The sequence below is a fragment of the uncultured Marinobacter sp. genome (assembly GCF_913055835.1).
Classification (GTDB): domain Bacteria; phylum Pseudomonadota; class Gammaproteobacteria; order Pseudomonadales; family Oleiphilaceae; genus Marinobacter.
Genome location: NZ_CAJXKQ010000026.1, coordinates 36,100 through 58,971, shown reverse-complemented (window position 1 = coordinate 58,971; position 22,872 = coordinate 36,100). Strand labels below are relative to the sequence as shown.

The 22,872-nt window shown below is 58.5% G+C and carries 20 protein-coding genes and 1 riboswitch; of the genes, 13 read left to right on the top strand and 7 right to left on the bottom strand.

Annotation, left to right across the window (positions count from 1 at the left end):
• The first annotated feature begins 129 nt into the window (after window positions 1-129).
• The 3 genes from QZ534_RS13905 (at window position 130) to QZ534_RS13895 (ending at window position 4,092) form a co-directional block, all read left to right on the top strand.
• Complete coding sequence (locus QZ534_RS13905; RefSeq protein ID WP_296935141.1) at window positions 130-744, top strand: TetR family transcriptional regulator; 615 nt, start codon at window positions 130-132, stop codon at window positions 742-744.
• 177 nt (window positions 745-921) lie between these two features.
• Window positions 922-2,040, top strand: coding sequence for a hypothetical protein (locus QZ534_RS13900; RefSeq protein WP_296935140.1), 1,119 nt, complete (start codon window positions 922-924; stop codon window positions 2,038-2,040).
• A 339-nt stretch (window positions 2,041-2,379) separates the two neighbouring features.
• Entirely contained in the window at window positions 2,380-4,092 is a 1,713-nt protein-coding gene (locus tag QZ534_RS13895; protein ID WP_296935139.1) for a hypothetical protein, read from the top strand.
• A 103-nt stretch (window positions 4,093-4,195) separates the two neighbouring features.
• Here QZ534_RS13895 and QZ534_RS13890 read toward each other — a convergent pair whose 3' ends face one another.
• On the bottom strand, window positions 4,196-5,089 hold the full coding sequence (locus tag QZ534_RS13890) for a bifunctional transcriptional activator/DNA repair enzyme AdaA (RefSeq protein WP_296935138.1): 894 nt from the start codon (window positions 5,087-5,089) through the stop codon (window positions 4,196-4,198).
• Window positions 5,090-5,227: 138 nt separating this feature from the next.
• Here QZ534_RS13890 and QZ534_RS13885 point away from each other — a divergent pair, with 138 nt between their 5' ends.
• Window positions 5,228-5,998: a class II aldolase/adducin family protein gene (locus QZ534_RS13885; protein WP_296935136.1), complete on the top strand. Its 771-nt coding sequence runs from the start codon at window positions 5,228-5,230 to the stop codon at window positions 5,996-5,998.
• A gap of 19 nt (window positions 5,999-6,017) precedes the next feature.
• On the opposite strand, the gene glnT is transcribed toward QZ534_RS13885, so the two are convergent.
• Window positions 6,018-7,376 (bottom strand): type III glutamate--ammonia ligase, encoded by a 1,359-nt coding sequence (glnT, locus tag QZ534_RS13880; protein ID WP_296935135.1) that lies wholly within the window; start codon window positions 7,374-7,376, stop codon window positions 6,018-6,020.
• 153 nt (window positions 7,377-7,529) lie between these two features.
• Here glnT and QZ534_RS13875 point away from each other — a divergent pair, with 153 nt between their 5' ends.
• The 3 genes from QZ534_RS13875 to QZ534_RS13865 all read left to right on the top strand — a co-directional run bounded on the left by QZ534_RS13875 (window position 7,530) and on the right by QZ534_RS13865 (window position 10,521).
• Window positions 7,530-8,561, top strand: a complete 1,032-nt coding sequence (locus QZ534_RS13875; RefSeq protein WP_296935134.1) for an alpha/beta fold hydrolase — start codon at window positions 7,530-7,532, stop codon at window positions 8,559-8,561.
• A 184-nt stretch (window positions 8,562-8,745) separates the two neighbouring features.
• Window positions 8,746-8,854, top strand: a riboswitch (guanidine-I (ykkC/yxkD leader).
• Between the two features lie 66 nt (window positions 8,855-8,920).
• Window positions 8,921-9,736 carry an ABC transporter permease gene (locus QZ534_RS13870; protein WP_008171002.1) on the top strand — a complete coding sequence of 272 codons (816 nt, stop codon included), beginning with the start codon at window positions 8,921-8,923 and terminating at the stop codon, window positions 9,734-9,736.
• Window positions 9,736-10,521, top strand: coding sequence for an ABC transporter ATP-binding protein (locus tag QZ534_RS13865; RefSeq protein ID WP_296935133.1), 786 nt, complete (start codon window positions 9,736-9,738; stop codon window positions 10,519-10,521). Before QZ534_RS13870 ends, QZ534_RS13865 begins: the two co-directional genes overlap by 1 nt.
• Window positions 10,522-10,581: 60 nt before the next feature.
• Here QZ534_RS13865 and QZ534_RS13860 read toward each other — a convergent pair whose 3' ends face one another.
• The 3 genes from QZ534_RS13860 to pedF form a co-directional block, all read right to left on the bottom strand.
• Entirely contained in the window at window positions 10,582-12,357 is a 1,776-nt protein-coding gene (locus tag QZ534_RS13860) for a PQQ-dependent methanol/ethanol family dehydrogenase (protein WP_296935132.1), read from the bottom strand.
• Between the two features lie 193 nt (window positions 12,358-12,550).
• Complete coding sequence (locus QZ534_RS13855) at window positions 12,551-13,507, bottom strand: transporter substrate-binding domain-containing protein (RefSeq protein ID WP_296935131.1); 957 nt, start codon at window positions 13,505-13,507, stop codon at window positions 12,551-12,553.
• Window positions 13,508-13,596: 89 nt separating this feature from the next.
• Complete coding sequence (pedF, locus tag QZ534_RS13850) at window positions 13,597-14,025, bottom strand: cytochrome c-550 PedF (protein WP_041645637.1); 429 nt, start codon at window positions 14,023-14,025, stop codon at window positions 13,597-13,599.
• 366 nt (window positions 14,026-14,391) lie between these two features.
• Here pedF and QZ534_RS13845 point away from each other — a divergent pair, with 366 nt between their 5' ends.
• Window positions 14,392-16,245 (top strand): methanol/ethanol family PQQ-dependent dehydrogenase, encoded by a 1,854-nt coding sequence (locus QZ534_RS13845; protein ID WP_296935130.1) that lies wholly within the window; start codon window positions 14,392-14,394, stop codon window positions 16,243-16,245.
• A 66-nt stretch (window positions 16,246-16,311) separates the two neighbouring features.
• Window positions 16,312-16,965, top strand: coding sequence for a pentapeptide repeat-containing protein (locus tag QZ534_RS13840; RefSeq protein WP_296935129.1), 654 nt, complete (start codon window positions 16,312-16,314; stop codon window positions 16,963-16,965).
• Window positions 16,966-16,977: 12 nt separating this feature from the next.
• Here QZ534_RS13840 and QZ534_RS13835 read toward each other — a convergent pair whose 3' ends face one another.
• Together QZ534_RS13835 and QZ534_RS13830 are read right to left on the bottom strand one after the other, a co-directional pair.
• Window positions 16,978-17,634, bottom strand: a complete 657-nt coding sequence (locus QZ534_RS13835; RefSeq protein WP_296935128.1) for a response regulator transcription factor — start codon at window positions 17,632-17,634, stop codon at window positions 16,978-16,980.
• On the bottom strand, window positions 17,631-18,851 hold the full coding sequence (locus QZ534_RS13830; protein ID WP_296935127.1) for a sensor histidine kinase: 1,221 nt from the start codon (window positions 18,849-18,851) through the stop codon (window positions 17,631-17,633). Before QZ534_RS13830 ends, QZ534_RS13835 begins: the two co-directional genes overlap by 4 nt.
• A gap of 163 nt (window positions 18,852-19,014) precedes the next feature.
• On the opposite strand from QZ534_RS13830, the gene QZ534_RS13825 reads away from it, so the two are divergent.
• The 4 genes from QZ534_RS13825 to QZ534_RS13810 are packed head-to-tail and all read left to right on the top strand — an operon-like array spanning window position 19,015 to window position 22,730.
• Entirely contained in the window at window positions 19,015-20,187 is a 1,173-nt protein-coding gene (locus tag QZ534_RS13825; protein WP_296935126.1) for an ABC transporter substrate-binding protein, read from the top strand.
• Window positions 20,188-20,228: 41 nt separating this feature from the next.
• Window positions 20,229-21,203, top strand: coding sequence for a YVTN family beta-propeller repeat protein (locus tag QZ534_RS13820; protein WP_296935125.1), 975 nt, complete (start codon window positions 20,229-20,231; stop codon window positions 21,201-21,203).
• Window positions 21,200-21,922: an ABC transporter ATP-binding protein gene (locus QZ534_RS13815; protein WP_296935124.1), complete on the top strand. Its 723-nt coding sequence runs from the start codon at window positions 21,200-21,202 to the stop codon at window positions 21,920-21,922. The genes QZ534_RS13820 and QZ534_RS13815 overlap by 4 nt, the downstream gene beginning before the upstream one ends.
• A gap of 1 nt (window position 21,923) precedes the next feature.
• On the top strand, window positions 21,924-22,730 hold the full coding sequence (locus QZ534_RS13810; protein ID WP_296935123.1) for an ABC transporter permease: 807 nt from the start codon (window positions 21,924-21,926) through the stop codon (window positions 22,728-22,730).
• Window positions 22,731-22,872: the final 142 nt, after the last annotated feature.

Below are 22,872 nucleotides of genomic sequence, written 5' to 3'. Positions count from 1 at the left end.
AAAACACGCTCCTGGCGGCACATCCATGTGGCGCTTGGGCTCCGCCATCCATGGCTCCGCACAGTTTTGGAAAGGCACCCCAAACCCAATCGTCCAACCTTATGATTAGCCGCCGAGAAAAATCTATTTATGCGCCGTACCAAGGAAGACGCTGAGAAAACCCGCCAGACCGTGCTTGAGGCCGCGCTTAAGTTGTTTAGTCGTGACGGTTACTCACTGACGACCTTGAGCCGTATCGCCAAAGAAGCGGGCTTCAGCCGTGGGCCGATCTACTGGCATTTTGAAAATAAGGACGATCTATACGAAGCCGTTCTTGCCTACTCCCAAGAACCCCTGGAAGCCCTGGTTGCGGAGTGTTCTGGCATGCGGGAAACGCCCATTGAGGCCATGGATCATTTCATCGAGCGCTGGCTGGGCCTGCTGGCCAATGATCGTAAATATCGCCAGTCGTTCGAGATTCTGCTGAACAAGACCGAACTGACCGATGCGATGAGTCGAACATTGAAGCGGGAGCGGGCGCTGACACGGTCGATTATTGCCATGTTTCGCGACCTGGTGGGCCTGGCCGCTGAGCGGGGGCTGATCAGTACCCGGGAAGACCCGGAGGATCTGGGGCTGCTGAGTTACACCTATCTGATGGGCATTACCCAGACCTGGCTGTTTGCGCCGAAGCTGTTTTCACTGAAACAACAAATACTGTTTTTCCGGCGCCAGCTCTGGCGACTACTGGGCAAGTCGAATTAGATGATCGATCCTGACGCCTCGGCTGAACAACGGATTAGATCCCGGCAATTTTACCTTTTTTTACTTTTTCAGGTATCTGAGTCGACTAAGATCAAGCCAACCGGGCTGCATCTTTTATCTTTGATCAACAATACTGCGGCCTCCGATAGCGCCCATTCTGGTTAGGACCCTGGGGTAATGAAAACAGCGACACTGGACCTCAATAGTGAGCACGCCCTTATCCAATCCCTCTACGGCGCCCTGACCGACCGAGAAGGTTTTCACGGATTTCTGGAAAAACTGGTTAGCCTGATCAATGGCTGCGCTGCTCAACTACTCGTTGTGCGCAAGCACCCCTTGCAGATGGATCACCTGTGGTACCACGGCCTCTCCGATGAGTTCCTTGGCTGGTACCTCGAAAACAACATGATTGCCCAGGATGTGGTCACCAATCAGGCCATTAAACAGCCCCCCGGTCTGTTTCAGTCCGCCCTGCCATTGCTCCCGGATTTCCAGCTTGGCGAAGACTATTCGAGGTGGGAGCATGATCAGGATATGCTGGATTCAGCTTGGCTCGTCGTAGATAGCACCCCTACACATACCTTCCTGTTAACCATCCAGCGTACAGTGGCTCAAGGGCCATATCAGGAAACAGAACTACAATCCCTCAACCGCTTGGTCCCACACATCCGACAGGCTGTACTGCTTTACCGGCAACTGGAATCACGTAGCAAAGAGGCCTCCTCACTGGCCTCCGTGATTGAAGTATTGCCCGATGCCACTTTTGTGCTCGACAGTTTTGCTACCGTTTTGTATTCCAACAAAACAGCCCGCAATCTAATTCAACGGGAAAGCTGTCTGGGCATCCGTCATGATCGCTTCAGCTTCGCAGAGAAAGACTTGCAGGCGGCATTCTTCCGTACGTCTGCCCAGGTGGTTCGCTCCAGCATGGGCAAGGAAAGCTATTCCTCTGAGACTCTCCTTCTCAAAAGAGAGGGCCGTACTCCGCTGCTTTTTGTCCTACGTCCGATTGAAAGCAGTGAATTGCTGGCCGGGGGAGCTCTGGTCACAGTGTATGACCCCGAGAATCGGCTCCTCCCGAGCGCAGAGCACATCGCCACCTATTTCAATCTGACTCCCGCCGAGGCCCAGGTCTGCGAAAAATTGGTTGCAGGGATTGACCCCCAAGGATGTGCCGACCGGTTGGGACGCAGCGTCGCTACAGTACGTTCCCAACTCAAACAGATATTTCAGAAGACCGGCTGTTCGCGGCAGGGGGAGCTGATCAGCCGGCTATTGTCAGCCTTGTTACACTAATCCTTGCGACAGGCAGAAGACATGGCATCGGCATATTCCCAGCGTTGGGCAGAGAAACCCACGCTGGCGTGCGGTTTTAAAATCTGCCAAACCACCAAAAGTGTTTAATATTCATAAAGCCTCAGATATTTTGCTCCTTTTTACGACTTCTAAACAAACAATTACAAATAACAAAAAAGTTATCATCGTAAAGCATTTACCCGCCTCCTGATGCAACAAAATCTGCAGAACAAGGCGCTCCGCCACACTTATCCCCAAAATGGGGTATGTCTTGATATAAATCCGATGCTAGTTTCCCGATTACCCAATCAATCTGATATTAATCAAAAAGGTGCGGTTATGGGAAAGTTCAAGAAGTTGACTCTGGCAACAGCCATTTCCTCGGCATTCGTACTGACCGGCTGCGGTGGTAGCAGCGGCGGATCTTCTGATGCTGTTGATAACAACGACACGGGTGACACCAGCACCACAGCCGAAACCGGAGTGTTTGTAGATGCCGCCGTTGCCGGCATCAATTACACCACTTCGCCAGGAGGCCAGTCCGGTCAGACCAATGAACTGGGCGAGTACAATTACGAAGCCGGCGATACTGTGGTCTTCAGCATCGGCGGCATCGATCTACCGGCCGTCGAGGCCACTGGCCGCATCACCCCGGCCGACATGGGTAGCGGTACTACCGACTGGAGCTCCGACCAGACCGTCGTGAACATCCTGCGTCTGCTGCAGACCCTGGATTCCGATGACGATGCCAGCAACGGCATTACCATCACGGAAGATGTGCATACCGCTTTGCAAGACATTGATCTCGACCCCTCTGTCAGCGAGACAGACTTCGAAACCCAGGCCAACACTGCCATTAACACGACCGGCAAGACGCTGATCGCGAAAGTAGATGCGGTAAATCACTTCCAAAGTTCTCAATCCGGCGATCTGGTTGGCAGCTGGGTGTTTGAAGAAAGCAATGGCAACGTCAACGTGCTGACGTTTCTGAACGACAGCGAATACCTGATTGCCCACTCCAAGGACGACACGACCGGCGGAACCCAGACTGCCGCCAGCGCAGAGTACGGTGAATACACCTGGAGCGCCGACACCGGCGCGTTCACAGTCACCGTAGGCGCAGGGTTCAATGGCGATGGCGACGGCGGCCTGGACAGCCTCGGTGAAAACTTCACCATGAAAATGGAAGGTGGCAAGCTGGTATTCACAGACGGCTCAGAAGAATTCAGTTTCGAACCAGTCCGTAACGCAAGCGACAGCCTGGTCGGCAGCTGGTACCTCGGCGAAGGTTTTAACGAACAGAAACAAATCGATCGTCACAATGTGCTGACCATTCTGGATGACAGCAACTACGTGATTGTCCACAACGACAATGAGGAGGCGTACAGCGGCGACGTCGTCGAGGCGGTTTCCTCCGAATGGGGCACCTACAGCTTCGATGGTTCCACATTTGCCGTGACCTCCGTGTCGGCCGAACTGGACGGCCCCGGAGGACTGTTTGACGACCCGGCGGAAGACGCCGGCGGAAATGGCTTCGTCAATGGTCCAGGGGAGCTCCACCCGACCGGACAGCTCACGCTATCGGACAACCTTCCGGTTGCTGAGGGAGGCGAACCATTCACCCTCCGTCGCCTGGGCCGCTATGCGGTCACGCTGAAAGACTTCGACGGCGATACCAAGCAGGTCTACGTCGAGGCCAGCGGCAACGACTTCATCGGTGGCGTTACCCAGACCCTCAGCTTTGCCGATATCGATGGCGTAACGCCAGCCGAGGCTGGCATCTATAACATGGATGCGCCGGACACCGCGACCATTGATCTGGTGCTGAACCAGGATGGCAGCGGTTACATGGACTTTGATGTCACTGGCGACCAAAACCAAATCGACAGCAACGGTTGGTCCGTCCTGACTTCCGGCTCCCTCACTTACGTAGAGGGCGGTGCGGAATGGACCTACCTGCCGATTAAAGGTGCCAGCCCCTACACCACGCTGGTATATCAGGGCGACATGGATCTCATGTTCATCACTGAAGTGACTGAGGCGCCGCAGTAAAGCAGGTAGCTTCTGCTTGATCAGGGCCCGCTATCGCGGGCTTTCAACTTACTGACGAACCCCGGTTAACCGGGGTTCGCTTTGTTTGGGCTTACGCTCACTCTTAAGAACCGGGACGTTCTCTTTCAAGCAATTGCCGTTTGCGATCCAGCCCCCAGCGATAACCGCCGAGGGAGCCGTCACTGCGCAACACCCGATGGCAGGGAATCAGCACGGCGATGCGATTCCGGCCACAAGCGGAGGCCACAGCTCGAACCGCTTTGGGCTCGCCCAGTCGCCTTGCCAGTTCCGTATAACTCACAACCTCGCCCTCGCGAACGCCTAAAAGAAGCTTCCAGACCCGTGTCTGGAAAGCGGTGCCACGGATATCCAGTGGTACATCAGGGCGCGGCGTGTTCCGGCTGAGGTGTTCATCCAGCGCGATCATCCAGGCATCCAGCTCCGGAGACTCTGTGGCGTCAGAGGGAGCCAGACTGGCCTTAGGGAATTCCTTCTGGAGTTGATCCTGAAGCCGCGTCTCATCATCCCCGAATTCAGCAAAACACACGCCCTGATCAGTGGCGGCCATCATCAGCAGGCCGAGCGAGGTTCGCCGGCAGGCAAAGACAATGGTTTCGCCTTTGCCCCCCTTGCCGTAGCGGGACGGCGGCATGCCGACCTGTCGGTCCGCTTTGCCGTAGACGCGACTGACCGAACCAAAGCCGGCCTCGAAGATGGCATTGGTAACGCTTTGGCCTGTCCTCAATGCCTGCTTGAAGTTTTTCAGACGCAGTGCATCCTGATAAGCCTTTGGTGAGACACCGAAGGTTTCCTTGAACACCCGCTGTACGCGGGATGGCGACAACCCAACCACGGCCCCGAGGTCAGCAAGGCTCAACGCCTCATCGGGCCTGCTTTCGATGTATCTGGCCAGCGCGACCATTCGATCGCCAACGGAGATGGACAGCTCACTCTCGCTCTCCTTCTCGTTACGCATCGGTGTTTGGGGGCTTGCCATGATCTGGCTCCTTCGTGTGCTCATATCCAACTCACCCTATGATGCGCGTTTACTTCGCCCCCTTCCATCCGATTCTTGCGGGCGCTACATTGATGTCCAATCAACAACAAAACCAACAAATTCCGGGAGCTCAGAACTATGTCCGATCAAATGGCAATTCCCTCCAGAAAGGGTGAAGTGAGCGAGGAGGAGTGGCAGCTTCGCGTTGATCTTGCGGCCGCCTACCGTCTGATTGCCCTTTATGGTTGGGACGACCTCATATTCACCCATCTTTCCGTGCGGATTCCGGGCGACGAGCATCACTTCCTGATCAACCCCTATGGCATGATGTTCGAGGAAATTACCGCCTCCAGCCTGGTACGCATCGACCAGGAAGGGAATAAGGTCAACCCCGACGATTTCGACATCAACCCGGCCGGGTTCACCATTCACAGTGCTATCCATGCGGTTCGTGAGGATGCGGCCTGCGTGATGCATACCCACACCACTGCCGGTGTCGCTGTGTCGGCACAGAAGGAGGGATTGCTGCCCTTGTCTCAGCAGAGCCTGTTCCCATTGTCCGGGCTGGCGTACCATGATTATGAAGGCGTGGCGCTGCGTGAAGACGAGAAGGCCCGCCTGCAGGCAGATCTGGGCCAGGCCCGGTTCATGATCCTGCGCAACCACGGCCTGCTTACCACAGGGCCCAGCATCGCCGACGCCTTCCTGAACATGTACATCCTGCAGCGTGCCTGCGAGGTCCAGATCCAGGCCATGTCCGGGGGCCAGCCGCTGGTAAGGATTCCGGAGAGCATTCTCAGTTCGATCCGTGAACAAGCCAAGCAGGTCACCAAGGGCATGGGCGGCAACCTTGCCTGGCCCGGACTTCTCCGGAAGCTGGACCGCATCGATCCCGGCTTCCGGAGCTGACAACGCGCCAACCGAGCTATCAGAACATCTTCAGATAACGGTCGACCTCCCACGACGATACGTGGTTCTGATAGCTCTCCCACTCGCCTTTCTTGAAGTCGATAAAGCTGTTGAACATGGCGTCACCGAAGACTTCTTTCGCCAGCGGATCGGCCTCAAAAGCCTCCACGGCCTCGCCCAGGTTCCGGGGCAGATACTCGATGCCCTGCTCGGCGATTTCAGCATCGCTGTAGTTGTACATGTTCTCGTGGTGGGGTGCGCCCGGGTCCAGACCTTCACGGATGCCTTCCAAGCCCGCGGCCAGTATCAGGGCACTGCCCAAGTACGGATTGCAGGCAATGTCTGCAGCCCGGCATTCGATGCGCCCGCCCATGCCGGGGATCCGGATCATATTCGTGCGGTTGTTGGAGCCATAACACATGAACACCGGTGCCCAGGTGGAACCGGACATGCTGCCCTGGCGAACGAGCCGTTTGTAGCTATTCACTGTCGGCGCAATCACGGCACTGATGGCCGCGCCGTGTTTCAGAACACCTGCGGTGAAGTGATAGGCGATCTTGCTGATGCCGCAGTTGTGCAGATCGTCGCCCCTGGGCTCGAACAGGTTTTCGCCGGTTTTCAGATCCGCCAACGACATGTTGTAGTGGGCGCCACTGCCCGTGCGATCGGCAAAGGGCTTGGGCATGAAGCTGGCGAAAGCGCCATGTTTGCGGGCAATCTCGTTGGCCATCATCCGGAAGAATACCAGGCGGTCGGACATGGTCAGGGCGTCGGCGTATTTGAAGTCGGTTTCGAACTGGCCGTTGGCGTCTTCGTGATCAAACGAGTACACATCCCAGCCCAGCTCGTTCATGGCGTCTACCAGCTCATCCATGATCGGGAGGTTGTCCATGAGGGTGCGGGGGTCATAACAGGGCTTGCCCAGGTTGTCGCGATCACTCAAGGGAGCAAAGCCGCCATCCTCGGTATCCCGGAACAGGAAGAACTCGGTTTCAATACCGAGATTGAAGCGATACCCCATATCCGCCGCCGCACTCAGCTGACGCCGTAGAATATTCCGGGAACAGGCTTCGAAAGGCGCGCCGTTCAGGAACAGGTTTCCCGGGAACCAGGCCAGCTGGCGATTCCAGGGGCAGATGGCCAGCCCATCGGGATCTGGCATGGAGGCTACCTCGTCGTCGGAAATATCCTGGGGCACGCCATCCAGGGCGGCACCCGTGTAAAGCTCCGAGCCTTCCATCATTTGCCCCAGGTGAGCCACGGGCACGAACTTGCCTTTGGTCACACCGTGGATATCCACGTAGCTGGCAATGGCGTATTTCACACCTGCCTCTGTGAGCTTCTCTTTCAGGGCGTGGGTGTTGGTCAATTCCGTCATCCTGTTTTTCTCCGGCCCGTCATGCGGGCAATCAGTTTGGGTTCTGGCACGTTTCTTTCTTTGTTTCTGCCATTCAACATACATGCCAGCGTGTATATATAAGAGCGAAGGCGAGAGACTTCAGGCAAACAGTCAGCCTGAAAGAGAGGGGAAATGGCGTCGAAGCAATGGCTTGTAGAGGATTACGAAGCAGGTGACCTGCCTCTGACTTCCGGCGAAACGTTGCACTCCGCGAGATTGCGGTACCACCGCATCGGCGAGCTGAACGCACCAAAAGACAACCTGATTATGCTGCCCACGTACTACGGTGGTGCAGCCGCGGGTAATCACCCGTGGGTTGGAGGCAACAGCCCCCTCGATCCGGAGCGTTACTGCATCGTTATTCCCGCTTTGTTAGGCGCAGGCGAATCATCCTCACCCTCGAACACCGCCGGAGCACAGGGCGGCCCGGGCTTTCCTGCCGTGTCCCTGTATGACAACGTGATGCTACAAAAGCGGTTGGTGGAGGACATCTTCGGAGACGCCCGGATCGCGCTGGTGATGGGCTGGTCCATGGGCGGGATGCAGGCGCTGCAGTGGGGCTGTTTGTTTCCGACGCAGGTGCGCGCATTGCTGGCCACCTGCTGCACCGCGCGGTGCTATCCCCACAACCGGGTCTTTCTGGAGGGCGTAAAGGCGGCACTGACCTGTGACCACGCCTTCGAGAATGGCCGCTACCGGACTCCACCCGAACGCGGACTCCGGGCCTTCGGCCGGGTTTATGCGGGCTGGGCTTATTCCCAGGCGTTTTTCCGTCACGAACTCTGGCGTGACCTTGGCTTCAGGTCCATTGAAGAGCTGCTTCGATTCTGGGAGCAGGATCATCTGGGCCAGGACGCCAATGATCTGCTCACCGTGCTGAACACCTGGCAGAACGGTGATATCGGCGACAACCCCGTATTTGGCAAGGATTACGAAGCGGCGCTCTCTGCCATTGCCATGCCTACCCGCATGATGCCCTGTACCACCGATCTCTACTTTACCGAGGAGGACACCAGTGAGGATGGCCGCCGGATGCCCGGCGCAACCGTTGAACCGCTGAAATCGGACTGGGGGCACGTTGCCGGTGGTGCAGGCCGGGAGGCCGGCAGCCACGATCGCATCCTCGCGGCCGCCCGGGCTTTACTCTCGGGAAAGGCGTCATGATCGAGCACCCGAACCTATACCGCACCAACCCGGTGCATATTTTTGCCAATGCCTTTGCCGGGATGACCCGTTTTCGCCCGCTCTTCGGATCTGGCATGCCATCTGCACTGTTTCCGGCTGACGGTTTTCAAAAACCCGATCCGCTCAAAGCACTGTTCACAACACCGCAGACAGAGCGACGGACAAAATGGGTGACTAGGGTTCCGGTCCGGGCAGTCAAGATTCCCGGATGGCTGGTCCGAGAGTTACCGACCTCTGGGGAGGTTACACGGCGGGACAAAAGCCCGGGAGACTGAATCGCAAGGGACGCTGTTACCCGCGATGACCTTGCCGTGTTGTGTAACCAGAGGAGACGATTCATGCGAATGATCAACCATCACCCCGGGCGTGTTTCCGCTACCCTGCTGGGCCTGCTGCCCTTTCTGTTGATCATGCTCATCTACAGCCTGGCCTCCCAGGAGCGCCTGGCAGACAACCCCAACGACAAACTCCTTCCCGGCCTTGAACAGATGACCGCGGCCGTGGATCGCATGGCTTTTCAGGAGGACCGTCGCAGCGGCGACTACCTGATGTGGCAGGACACGACCGCCAGTCTGGCGCGCCTTGGAATGGGCGTTGGTATCGCCGCCTCGCTGGCGCTGGTGGTCGGTATTCTCAATGGAGTGTTGCCACTGGTCAGGGCCAACCTGGCGCCTCTGGTCTCCGCGCTCTCCATGGTGCCGCCGCTGGCCATATTACCCATCCTCTTCATTGTGTTCGGGCTGGGCGAGCTTTCCAAAGTCATGCTGATCGTGATCGGAACCGCGCCCATCATGATGCGCGATGTGGCCCAGCGGGTCCGCGAGCTGCCGGGCGAGCAGCTGATCAAGATCCAGACCCTGGGCGCCAATTCCTGGCAGGTGATCACCCGCATGGCCCTGCCCCAGGTACTGCCCCGCCTGATCGACGCCGTGCGCCTTAGCCTTGGCCCCGCCTGGCTGTTCCTGATTGCTGCCGAGGCGATTGCCTCCACCGAGGGTCTGGGTTACCGGATCTTCCTGGTTCGGCGCTACCTGGCCATGGACGTGATCCTGCCCTATGTCATCTGGATCACCATTCTCGCCATTGTTATCGACCAGTGCCTGCGTCTGGCAAACCGCAGGCTGTTCCCCTGGTACAACGCAGGAGGCCACTGATGAGCTTTATTACCGTCAACAATCTCTGGAAGGAATACGGCGACCAGGTGATCCTGGAGAACCTGAACCTGAGCGTAAAACAGGGCGAATTCTGCACCCTCGTGGGCGCCTCCGGTTGTGGCAAGTCCACGTTCCTGAAAATGCTTTTGGGCCAGGAAACCCAGACTCGCGGCGAACTGCTGCTGGAGGGCGAGGCCTTCCCCGGCGAACCGGACCGGAACCGGGGTATCGTATTCCAGCGCTACTCGGTGTTCCCGCACCTGACGGTGCGTCAGAACGTGCTGATGGGTCTGGAACTGGAACAGAAACCCTGGCTGGGCAAGCTGTTTGGCGGTGCCCGCAAGGAGGCGCTTGAAAAGGTGGATTCCATGCTCGAGTCCGTTGGTCTGACCCCTTCGGCGAACAAGTGGCCCCACGAACTCTCCGGGGGCATGCAGCAGCGCCTCGCCATTGCCCAGTCGCTGATCATGCGCCCACGGGTTTTGCTGCTGGATGAGCCCTTCGGCGCACTGGACCCGGGTATTCGCGGTGACATGCACGATTTGCTGTTGAAACTCTGGCAGGAGACCGGCACCACCATCTTCATGGTGACCCACGATCTGAAGGAAGGGTTTTACCTGGGGACCCGGCTGCTGGTGTTCGACAAGGTGCGCAATGACCCCCATGACCCGCAGGCATATGGCGCCACCATTACCTACGATCTGCCGATAGGGCAGACGGATCGGAAGCTGTTCGAGGACATTCACCAATCAGTCAGCGAAACAGCCCGGAATCAGGCTGCGTAATGTCATTGACTGCGCAATAAAAAAGGTCGCCCGAAGGCGACCTTTTTACTTCTGTCCAGATCAGTTGCTGGCAACCCGATCCTTCGGCAGTTTGAAGGTCCAGACCATACCGCCCTGGTTGAAGTCCTTCACCACCTTGGCAACCTCGCCACCCCAGAGCGGAACCGCACCGCCCCAGCCGGAAGCCACAGAGACATACTGCTCGCCGTCCATGGTCCAGGTCACGGGGGTGCCAACCACACCGGAGCCGGTGTTGAAGCGGTAGAGCTCCTCGCCGGTCTTGGCGTCAAAAGCCTTGAGGTGGCCTTCGGGGGTACCAGTGAACACCAGGCCACCGGCGGTGGTCATCACGCCACCCCACAGCGGTGCCGTGTTCTCATAGCGCCAGACTTCCTTGCCGGTTTTCGGATCCATGGCTCGCAGCACACCGATGTAGTCGTCGTTGGCCGGTTTGATGGTGAAGCCTGCACCCAGGAACGCAGCACCCTTCTTGTAGGAGACTGGCTCGTTCCAGATGTCCATGGACCACTCGTTGGAGGGCACATAGAACAGGCCGGTCTGCTGACTATATGCCATGGGCATCCAGTTCTTGCCACCCAGGAACGCGGGCTGGGCAACAACTGTTTCACCCTTGTTGCCGTCCATATCGGCCGGGTTACCAGGACGACCACCCTCTGTGTAAATTGGGCGACCGGTCTCGGGATCCAGGCCTTCGGCCCATGTGATCTTGTCCACGAAAGGGAAGCCACGGATAAAGTCGCCGTTCTCACGGTTCAGAACATAGAAAAATCCGTTACGGTCTGCAGTAGCAGCCGCTTTCACGGTTTTACCGTTCTCTTCGTAGTCGAAGGAAATCAGTTCGTTGACACCGTCATAATCCCAGCCGTCGTTCGGCGTGGTCTGGAAGTGCCACTTGATGCTGCCATCATCCGGATCGATCGCCAGCCGGCTTGAGGAGAACAGGTTGTCGCCGGGGCGCAGGTGAGAGTTCCAGGGTGCCGGGTTGCCGGTACCAAAGAACAGGGAATCGGTGTCCGGATCGTAGGTGCCGCCCAGCCAGGTAGCTGCGCCGCCGTTCTTCCACATCTCGCCGGGCCAGGTAACGCCTGCCTTGCCACCGGAAATGCCGTTCTCGATCTTTTTGCCGTCCTTGTAAACGTAACCCATGTGACCTTCAACCGTCGGACGGGTCCAAACCAGATCGCCGGTGTTGGCGTCGTAGGCTTCAACCTTGCCGACAATACCGAATTCACCACCGGAAACGCCGGTAATCACCTTGCCCTTTACGACCATGGGCGCGGCAGTGATCGCATAACCCGCCTGGTAATCGGCCACCTTCTTGATCCACATCGGCTTACCGGTGTCCTTGTTCAGGGCAACCAGTTTCGCGTCCAGAGTTCCAAAAATGATCTTGTCGCCATAGATAGCGGCACCGCGGTTAACCACGTCGCAGCAAGGCATGATGCCGTCCGGCAGACGGGCATCGTATTGCCAGATTTCTTCGCCGGTTTTGGCATCAATTGCATAGATGCGCGAATAGGACGCTGTCACATACATAACACCGTCTTTCACCAGCGGCTGGGATTCCTGACCGCGCATTTTCTCGCTGCCGAAGGAGAAGGCCCAGGCCGGCTGCAAATACTGAACGTTGCTGGTGTTCAGATCTTCCAGAATGCTGTAGCGCTGTCCCTGGGTGCCCATGCCGTAGCTGACAATGTCCTCAGGGGTCTTGTGATCGTTGATGATGTCTTCGTCGGTTACCGCATGGGCCCCGTAGGAAACTGCCATGGCCAGGGCGCTGGCCGCGATGCGAATCCCGAACTTGTTGGTTCTCATGGTTGCGCTCTCCAAGTCTCTTGTTTTCAGTTTTCTTGAGTTCGTTTCAGGCCGAACCGGGAACTTTTCCCGCCTCTGATACGATTCTTCGCTTTGGGGAAAAAACCAACAATTGCTCCCCGGAACAGGTTTTCTCATCACTTGGTAGTACGACTACTCCAGATCTTCCGGCCCGGTTGCGCCGAGCAGGCCCTCATAGGTCGCCCTCAGCGCGGGCGATGGCTTCCTCCTCAAGAAATGCCCGGTAGTACCCCGGCACGCTGTAACGAAGATTCTGGCTGGCCATGAGCTCATTCATCTCGCCCGTTTTCACCAGCCTGTCGATGATCGCCTCGAGGGCATAGCCCAGCTGGCGATGGGTATGCTTGATCGCCATGCCCACATCCCAGACCTGTTTTCCGATGCCCGGAAAACCGTTGCCAGCGGCTTTGAACGCCTTGTTCTCGGGCTTCGCCAGTTCGTGATCGATCTCCGATCGCATCCCCATGACGGCACTTACCTCGCCGTTGCGCATGGCTTCGAATGCGTCCGCTACGTTGGTGTAATGGCGCACCTGCTCACGCATGCGTCCGCCGAATGCGGAGGTCAGGTAGAAATCCGGAAGGGTGTCTATCTCAACGCCAATGCGGTTGTACTGAAACACCGCCACGGTTTCGACGGAATCGAGCTCTCCGGGGTTATAGGCAATCTGCCAGGTTTCCTGCTGATACGGGCCGAACAGAACGACCTGTTCGTTGATGTACTCACCGGTGGAGTCCTGCATGTAGGCGTAGGTCTTGTCGTAGGGCACCCGGAGCATCACATCAGCAAGCCGCTGTTTGGCCAGGTAATGGCCTTTCCAGACATTGTTCCGAAGGTCGTCGCCGAGATTCTCGTCGGGGATGATCCAGTGCACCTTGAACTCAACGCCCATTTCCTCGGCAATCCTTCGCCCGAGTTCGATGTCGATACCCCTGGGTTCACCATCCACCTCGTAGGAATAAGGGGGGAAATTTTCGTAGACGCCGACTTTCAGATAGCCGGAATCCAGGATGATGTCGTAGGTGCGCTCCGCAGGCCGATTGAGCAATTCGTTCCCATCGTTAACCTCCTGGGCCAGGACCACCTGGGCGAACAGCAACAGGGCAAGTATTCCAAGTAGACTTTTCATTGTTTTCTCCCACCTTTTCTCCCAACGACGAAGGGCCGGCACATGGCCGACCCGAATTCAGGCGCTCGATTTAAAAGAAGCTGCGCTCATCACTCTGGCTTGGGCAAGGATTCCACATAGGTGCGGATGGCCCACATGGCGTTCTGGTCCATGCTCTTTTTCCAGGACGGCATGCCACGATCGGTGCCATTCATCACCCGGCCGATGTAGTACTCGTCGTCCCATTCGGTGAGTTCCCGAAGGTCCGGCGTCAGCCCACCGGACATGGCGCGGATACCATGACAAGCGGCGCAGTTGCCAGCGTAAGCACTCTCACCGATTTTGATGGCCTGAGCGTTGAACTCGCCAAACTCGTTACCTTCGCGGAAAGGATTCTCGGCGCGGACGTCATCCCCCAGTTCCGGCAGATTGCCCGTATCCACTTCCTGTGGTGTGACATTGCCGTGCGCGATAGCAAAGCCGGCCAGGCCAAGCATGGCCGAAGCCACGATTGCTTTGAGTGAAAAGGACATTGCCATTGGTCTTACCTCTGTTATTGAATTCCCCGTGGTTGGCTGTTGGATTTGTCAGTTGCCAACTTGCTGATCTCCAGTCTAGGAATCCCCTTCTCCAATCCGAATGCCACTTTGGGGTTTTTGACTTAGTTCCTTGGTAGTAGATGGTTGGAGCGAAGGCCAAAGCACGAGATGCCCCGCCGAACTTCCAAATCTGGCCACTTTTCATGATGAAGGGAGTATTTCGGGAACTTTTCCCGGTTTTTGAAGCTATTTTCCCGCAGCCCGGATGGATTTTTCCGTCGCCAGCAGCGCTTGCACACGCCAATACTCAGGGCGTCGATGCCATGGGCAAGACGATGGTTACAACAAAAACCAAGGGGAAAGACTATGAACATCAGAACACGCAAACACCCGCTGCTTCGCGGGATCGGACTGGCCCTGGCCCTTGGGTCAGCAGCAGGACTGGCCACCCAGGCCAGTGCCAAGGACGTTACCTGGGAAGATATCGCCAACGATGCCCAGACCACCGAGAACGTGCTGGGCTACGGCATTGGCCCCAAAGCCCAGCGATACAGCCCCATGACCACCATAAACCGCGACAACGTCGAGCGTCTGGTTCCCGCCTGGTCGTTCTCGTTCGGCGATGAAAAGCAGCGCGGCCAGGAATCCCAGGCACTGGTTCATGACGGCGTTATTTACATAACCGGCTCTTACTCACGCCTATGGGCCCTCGACGCAAAAACCGGAGAACGCCTGTGGGAATACAACCACCGGCTTCCAGAAGGCATCCGTCCTTGCTGTGACGTGGTTAACCGCGGTGCGGCCATCTTCGGCGACAAGGTCTTCTTCGGCACCCTTGATGCCGGCATCGTTGCCCTCAACAAGGACACCGGTGATATCGTCTGGCGGGAAAAATTTGCCGACCATGAAGCTGGCTACACCATGACCGGCGCTCCCACGATCGCCAAAGACCAGAAGACCGGCAAAGTCCTGCTGATTCATGGATCCTCAGGAGATGAATTCGGCGTGGTCGGCAAGCTGTTTGCCCGGGATCCGGACACCGGTGAGGAAATCTGGATGCGCCCGTTTGTTGAAGGCCATTACGGCCGCCTCAATGGCGAAAAAAGCACCCCCACCGGCGACCCCCGGGCACCCAGCTGGCCGGACGACCCCAACACCGAAACCGGCAAGGTGGAAGCCTGGAGTCATGGCGGCGGTGCCCCCTGGCAAAGCGCCAGCTTTGATACAGAAACCAATACCATCATCATTGGTGCCGGCAACCCCGCCCCATGGAATACCTGGAAGCGGACATCACCCGGCGGCGACCCTGCCGACTACGACAACCTCTACACCTCCGGCCAGGTGGGTGTAGACCCGACCACTGGCGAAGTGAAGTGGTTCTACCAGCACACGCCGAACGATGCCTGGGATTTCTCCGGCAACAACGAGCTGGTGCTGTTCGAATACGACGAGAATGGCGAAACCGTCAAAGCAACCGCCCATGCCGACCGCAACGGTTTCTTCTATGTCGTCGACCGTGAGAACGGCGAATTCAAGAAGGGGTTCCCGTTCGTGGACAACATTACGTGGGCCGAGCGGATTGGCGAGGATGGCCGCCCCGTTGAGGTAGAGGGTCAGCGTCCGCCACCTGTAGCAGAGGGCGAAACCCGTGGTGAGGCCATTGAGGTATCTCCGCCTTTCCTCGGCGGCAAGAACTGGAACCCCATGGCTTACAGCCAGGATACAGGACTGTTCTACGTGCCCGCGAACCATTGGAAAGAGGATTACTGGACTGAAGAGGTCACCTACAAGAAAGGTGCCGCTTACCTTGGCCAGGGCTTCCGCATCAAGCGCATGTACGACGACCACGTGGGCATCCTGCGCGCCATGAATCCGCTCACCGGTGAAATCGAGTGGGAGCACAAGGAACGCTTGCCACTGTGGGCCGGCGTGCTGGCCACCAAGGGTGGCCTGGTGTTCACCGGTACCGGCGACGGTTTCCTGAAGGCATTCGATGCACAAACCGGGGAAGAGCTCTGGAAGTTCCAGACCGGCTCCGGAATCATCTCCTCACCGATCACCTGGGAGATGGACGGCGAGCAGTACATCGGGGTTGCCTCCGGTTACGGCGGCGCGGTTCCGCTCTGGGGCGGCGACATGGCCGAGCTGACCAAGCCCGTTTCCCAGGGCGGGTCCTTCTGGGTGTTCAAAATGCCCTCCTGGGCACAGGCCTCCCGCTAAGCTTCCTCCGGCTCGGGCCTGGCGTCTCGCCAGGCCCCTTTTTACAATCGACTCGGGAGTGAACCCATGAGACCTATCGCAAAAGCCTCACTTCTTCTCGCTTTTACACCGGTGTTTGCCGCCGATTACATGGCCGGCCTTGAGCAAGCCCCGGTCATCAACGGCTGCAGACTGGAGCAGGAAACCAGCTGCCCCGGCGCTGATCTTCAGGGCGTGGATCTGTCGAATATGGATCTGCGCTCCGCCAACTTCCGCGACGCCAACCTGTCCGGCGCCAACCTGAGCCACACCAGCTTGAGAGGTGCCAATCTCGACGGGGCAAATCTTGATAACGTCACTGGTTACCGCCTTCAGGTCTACCGCGCCAGCATGCGCGGCGCATCGCTGAAGAGTGCCCAATTGCAGGGAATGCAGGGCGAATACCTGTTTGCCCAGGGTGCGGACTTCGCCGGAGCAGATCTAACCGGCGCCAATTTCGACTTCTCCCGCTTTTCCGGTGCCACACTGGTAGGCGCCAACATGCCATACAGCAGTTTCGAGATTTCCTGGATGCCGAAGGCGAATCTGGAGGGAGCTAACCTCAGGGGCGCAAACCTTCAGGAAGCCAAGTTGGGCCTGGCGAACCTGGCGGACGCGGACCTGACCGGAAGCCGGATCCACTACGCCACCTTCGAGGGAACCTACATGGAGGGCTGTACCGCCTGCCCCTTTGATTGGTAAGCCGGGGCGGGCTCAGACCCGCCTCGCTTCCTCCAGCTGGCCATAGCGAATCAGACCCGCATCCACTGCCAGGTGAATCAACTCCACGGAGGAAGAAACCTGGAGCTTGCTTTTCAACCCCGCCAGGTGGTTAGACACGGTCTTGCTGCTGACACACAGGCGTTCGGCGATTCCGCCCAAGCTCTCCCCTCTGGCGTACATCAACAATACTTCCATCTCCCGCTGGGTCATATCCCGGAGGCGGTGATCGACCGGCCGCTCCTGATTCATCGCCAAACGTGTGGCAATCGGATGCTCGATATACGGTTGGCCCGATGCCACCCGCTTCACGGCTTCCGCGAGCTCCTCGGGCGCGCAGCTTTTGGACACAAAACCCAGGCCGCCCACATCCAGTGCCTGCCGCACCATGGGTAATTCGTCGTGCATGGTAAAGAACAGGATCGCGGCTCCCCGCCAGCGCTGGCGCAGCCGTCGACCGACCTCCAGCCCGGAGATATCCGGCAACCCCATATCCAGCAGCACGACATCGGGCCGCAGCTCGCCATAGCGGGCCACCGCATCCTGACCGTTGTCGAACTCGGTGATGGCCACTGCCGGCAGCATTGAGCGCAGCAGGTTGGCAATGCCCTGACGGACCACCTGGTGGTCATCCACAATCATCAGCTTCATGAAACGCCTCCGGTACCAGGGGAGAGCGGCACTGCCAACCGGATTCGGGTCCCCTCCCCCAATCGGCTCAGAAACTTCACTTCACCGCCCAGGCAGCGGGCTCGCTCACACATGGAGCGCAGGCCCAGGCCGGCATTGCCGGGCAGTTGATCGTTGCCCACGCCATCATCACGCACCTCTATGCTCAACTCTTTGTCGTTGCGGGCAACCGCCAACGTGGCGCAGGACGCATTGGCATGGCGGGAAATATTATTCAGGGCTTCCTGCAGAAACCGGTACAGGTGGGTCTGCTGCTCCCCGGAGAATTCGGGCAGGCGCTCGTCCATCGCCAGGCGACACTCGAGTCCACTGAGCTGTTGCCATTGCTCGGTCAGATGGCGAATGGCACTACCAAGGCCCAACTGTTCCATCACCAACGGATGCAGATCCTGCAGCAGATGCCGGAAATGCTTCTGAATGGTCTCGCAATAGTCCGCCAGATCCCGGGCCTGCTGTTTCTGGCGATCGCTGAGGTCGGGGTCGTATAGCAGGCTGCGTGCCTGGGCACGAATGCCCGTCAGGTACTGGCCGAGATCGTCGTGCAGCACCCGGGCAATGTGTTCTCGCTCCCGATCCTGCAATTGCAGGAGTTCATTAAGCAGACGGCTCACCGTTTGCTGTTCCGACTCCAGCGCCCCGGCCATGGAATTGAACCGGCAAACCAGCGCATCCAGTTCCTTTTCGCCCTGACGCGGCAGCCGGGAAGTCAACTGACCCGCCGAGACCGCACCCATTGCCTCGGACAAGCTGGCAAGTGTCCGCATGCCTCGCCCAACCATCACGAACAGAGCCAGGAAACACAGGCCCATACCGATGGCATAGGCACCCGAGATCAACAGGAACCCTTCCCAGATTTCCTCGACCTCGTCGGCCGGATCAACCTGCCAGCCATTGACCAATGGCCGGGAGGATTCCCCGGCAATCAGCTTCGAGAACCAGACTGGCACCTCACTGTCTCTGGATCCCGTATCACCCGCCGCAGTCAGGTGGCGCATGCTGCTGACCATGGAGTCCGGAAGACTACCGGGGCTCGCCAGGCTCTGGGCGAGGCCGGCCACACCGTTGAGCTCCCGCTGGACATCATGCCGGGCCTGCTGGGTGTAGAGCATTGCTCCAAGCAGGTAGATGAGGAGGAAAACCACCAGCATCAACAGGGAAATCTTCCGGTATACGGTCATTGTTTTTATCCGTTGCGGGTAAACAGCATCTCTACATCCATGCTAAAGCCGCCAGCTTTCACCGGAATAGTTCTTTAGTACCGCCACTTTCCTACTTTCTGAATATTTCCGGGACTTTTTGCCTTCTCTAAGCTGGAAGCACAACAACAAACCGGAGAATCCCATGTCTTTTTTCACCCGGACAGCGACCACCTCACTCCTTGCTCTGGTAGCAGCCAGCCCGTTGCAGGCGGAATCCCTGGAGGTGCAGATCGGCTATCTGCAGTGGGTGCCAGACCAGGGCCCGGTGCTGTCCAATGTGATCCCGGAACCTGAGGACGCCGGCCTGCGAGGCGCCGAACTGGCCATCAACGACAACAGCACCACCGGCAAATTTCTGGGCCAGACCTACTCACTCCAAAGCAATGTTGCGGATACCGAAGAAGCGGCCATCGCGGCCTTTGATTCAATGCGCGAGAACGGCCTGGAGCTGTTCGTGATAAATGCTCCAGCCTCGACCCTGAAAGCCCTCACCGAGAAGGCCGGCGACAACACCCTGATCTTCAATGCCGGTGCCAAAGACGATGCCCTGCGCACCGGCCAGTGCCACGTTAACCTGCTGCACACCATGCCCAGCTACTCGATGCTCACCGATGCCCTCGGCCAGTGGCTGAACCAGCGACGCTGGGATGAGGTGTTCCTGATTACCGGGCCGACTGAAGCCGACAAGGGCTGGGCCGATGCCTTCCGCCGTTCGGCCAAGCGCTTCGGGCTGGAGATCGTCGAAGACAAGCCCTGGACCTTTGACGCCGACCTGCGCCGCACCGCCTCCAAAGAGTTGCCGCTATTTACCCAGGCCAGTGACTACGACGCGGTGGTGGTCGCCGATGTGAGGGGCGATTTTGGCGAATATGTGCCGTTCAACACCTGGCTGCCGCGACCGGTGGTGGGTACCCAGGGCATGTCACCACTGGCCTGGCACTACGTGGTAGAAAGCTGGGGAGCTGCCCAACTGCAGAATCGCTTCCGGGAGCTGGCAGGTCGACAGATGAACAGTGAAGACTACGCCGCCTGGGCCGCTATTCGTTCCATCGGTACCGCCGTCACCGACCTGAACTCCGCCAGTCCCGCCGAGATCCGGAATTTCCTGTTCAGCGACGAATTCCAGCTGGCCGCGTTCAAGGGCCGCAAAGTGACCTTCCGGGACTGGAATGGTCAGATGCGCCAGCCCATTCCGCTGGTTCACCCCAGAGGGCTGGTGGCCACGGCCCCGTTTGAAGGCTTTCTTCATCCGAATACCGAACTGGACACCCTCGGCTTCGACCGGCCCGAGAGCGAGTGTCGGATCAACGGCTGACCCATGGGTTGCCAACGTTCAAAACAAGAAGGAGTTACACCATGAAAACCCTGTTCAAGCGCACTGCCCTGGCCGCCATGATCGGCCTGTCGACACCGGCTCTGGCCAGCGTGGCCTATGTCTCCAACGAGAAAGACAATACCCTCTCGGTGATTGATACCGAAACCCGGGAAGTGATCGAAACCATCGATGTTGGCCAGCGCCCCCGGGGCATCCTGCTCTCCAAGGACTACACCAAGCTCTATATCTGCGCCAGTGACGACGACACGGTGCAGGTACTGGACCTGGCCACCCGCAAGATTGTCGACACCCTGCCCTCGGGCGAGGATCCCGAGCAATTCGCGCTGCACCCGAACAACAAGCATCTCTACATTGCGAACGAGGACGACGCCATCGTGACCGTGGTGGATGTCGACAGCAAAGAGGTGCTCGCCCAGATCGACGTGGGCATCGAGCCGGAAGGCATGGCCGTGAGCCCGAACGGCAAATGGGCGGTGAATACGTCCGAAACCACCAGCATGCTGCACTGGATCAACACCGAGACCTTCGAGATCGAGAAGAACATTGTGGTTGGTCAGCGCCCACGCCACGTGGAGTTCAGCAAGGACAGCAAGATTGCCTGGGCCTCCGCGGAAATCGGCGGCACCGTCCACATCATCGATGTCGACAACCTGGAGCAGGTCCACGAGATGTCCTTCAAGGTGCCGGGCGTGAACCAGGACCGGGTTCAGCCGGTGGGTATTGAGCTGACCTCCGATGGCAAATACGCGTTCGTGGCACTGGGGCCCTCCAACCACGTGGCCGTCGTGGATGCCCAGACCTATGAGGTTCTGGACTATCTGCTGGTTGGCGCCCGGGTGTGGCAGCTGGATCTGGACAAGGACGAGAAGCACCTCTACACCACCAACGGTGTGTCCGGAGACGTCTCGGTGATTGATGTGGAGGACCTCAAGGTCATCAAGTCCATCAAGGTGGGCCGCTACCCCTGGGGTGTGGTCATTGACCCAACCTCATGACCATTGAAGCGAGCAACCTCAGCTTTCGTTACGGCGACAAGCCGGTGCTCCGGGAGGTCAGCTTTGCGCTGACCTCTGGCCGTTTTCATGCACTGCTCGGGCCCAACGGCGCGGGGAAATCCACCCTGTTTGGTTTGCTCACTCGTCTGCTGGCCTTGCAGCAGGGAGAACTCAGGTTGGCCGGGCAATCCCTGAAACACCAGCCGGCCGAGGCCATGCGCCAGATCGGCGTGGTGTTCCAGCAGAACGCGCTAGACTTGGATCTGACCGTTCGCCAGAACCTGCAATATCACGCCGCTCTGCACGGGCTGTCCCGCAAAGAAGCCAGAGCCAGGGGTGATCGGGAACTGGAACGCTTCAACCTGCTGGACCGGGCCAACGATGCCGTCCGACAGCTCAACGGCGGCCACCGCCGGCGAGTGGAAATTGCCCGTGCTCTGCTGCATGAACCCTCTCTGCTGTTGCTCGATGAACCCACGGTGGGCCTGGACGTTGCAAGCCGCAAGGCGCTCAACGAGCACGTGCGTACCCTGTGCGAAGAAGACGGCCTGACCGTGCTCTGGGCCACCCACCTGATCGAAGAAGTTCGCACCGACGACCGGGTGCTGATCCTGCACCAGGGACAGTTACTGGCCGACGGCAACGGCCAGGCCATCTGCGAGGCCGAAGGCACCCGGGACCTGGCCGAAACTTTCCATTCTCTGACCGGAGCCGGCTGATATGAAGGCAGCTCACTACTGGCACTGTTTTGTGGGCATCCAGACCCGGGAGTGGCTGCGGTTCTGGCAGCAGCGCACCCGCTTTGCCAGCGCCCTGGTGCGGCCACTGCTCTGGCTGGTGGTGTTCGCCGCCGGGTTCCGGGCAGTGCTGGGTATTTCCATCATCCCGCCCTACGAAACCTACATCACCTACGAGACCTACATTGCCCCCGGGCTGTGCGGCATGATCATCCTCTTCAACAGCATGCAGGGCGCCCTCTCCATGGTGTACGACCGGGAGCTGGGCAGCATGCGGGTGCTGCTGATGAGCCCCCTGCCCCGGCCGTTCCTGCTGGTCACCAAACTGCTGGCGATGGGCGTGGTGTCCATTGGCCAGGTGTATGTGTTCCTGCTGCTGGCGCTGCTGGTGGATGTGGAGCCACCGCTATGGGGTTACCTCGCGGTGTTGCCAGCGCTGATTCTGACCAGTCTGATGCTGGGCGCATTGGGCCTGCTGATCGCCACCTGGATCAAGCAACTAGAGAACTTCGCCGGGGTGATGAACTTTGTCATTTTCCCGATGTTCTTCATGTCCTCGGCGCTCTATCCCCTTTGGCGCATGAACGAAGCCAGCCCCTGGCTGTACTGGATCTGCCAGTTCAACCCGTTTACCCACGCGGTAGAGGCGATCCGCTTCTCGCTTTATATGGAGTGGAATCCGATGGCATACGGGATTACCGCCGGTGTGACGGCGGTGCTGGCGCTACTGGCCACGGCAGGCTTCCGGCCTCAACGCACCAGGATACTTGGGGCTTCCAAGCCGGCTTGATTTGGTGCCAGTGGTCAGCGCGGAGAAGGTTTCCAAAACACGCTCCTTACGGCACATCCCTGTGACGCTTGGGCTCCGCCATCCCTGGCTCCGCACAGTTTTGGAAACCTTCTCCCCGCTGACCACACATACTCCGTGCAAA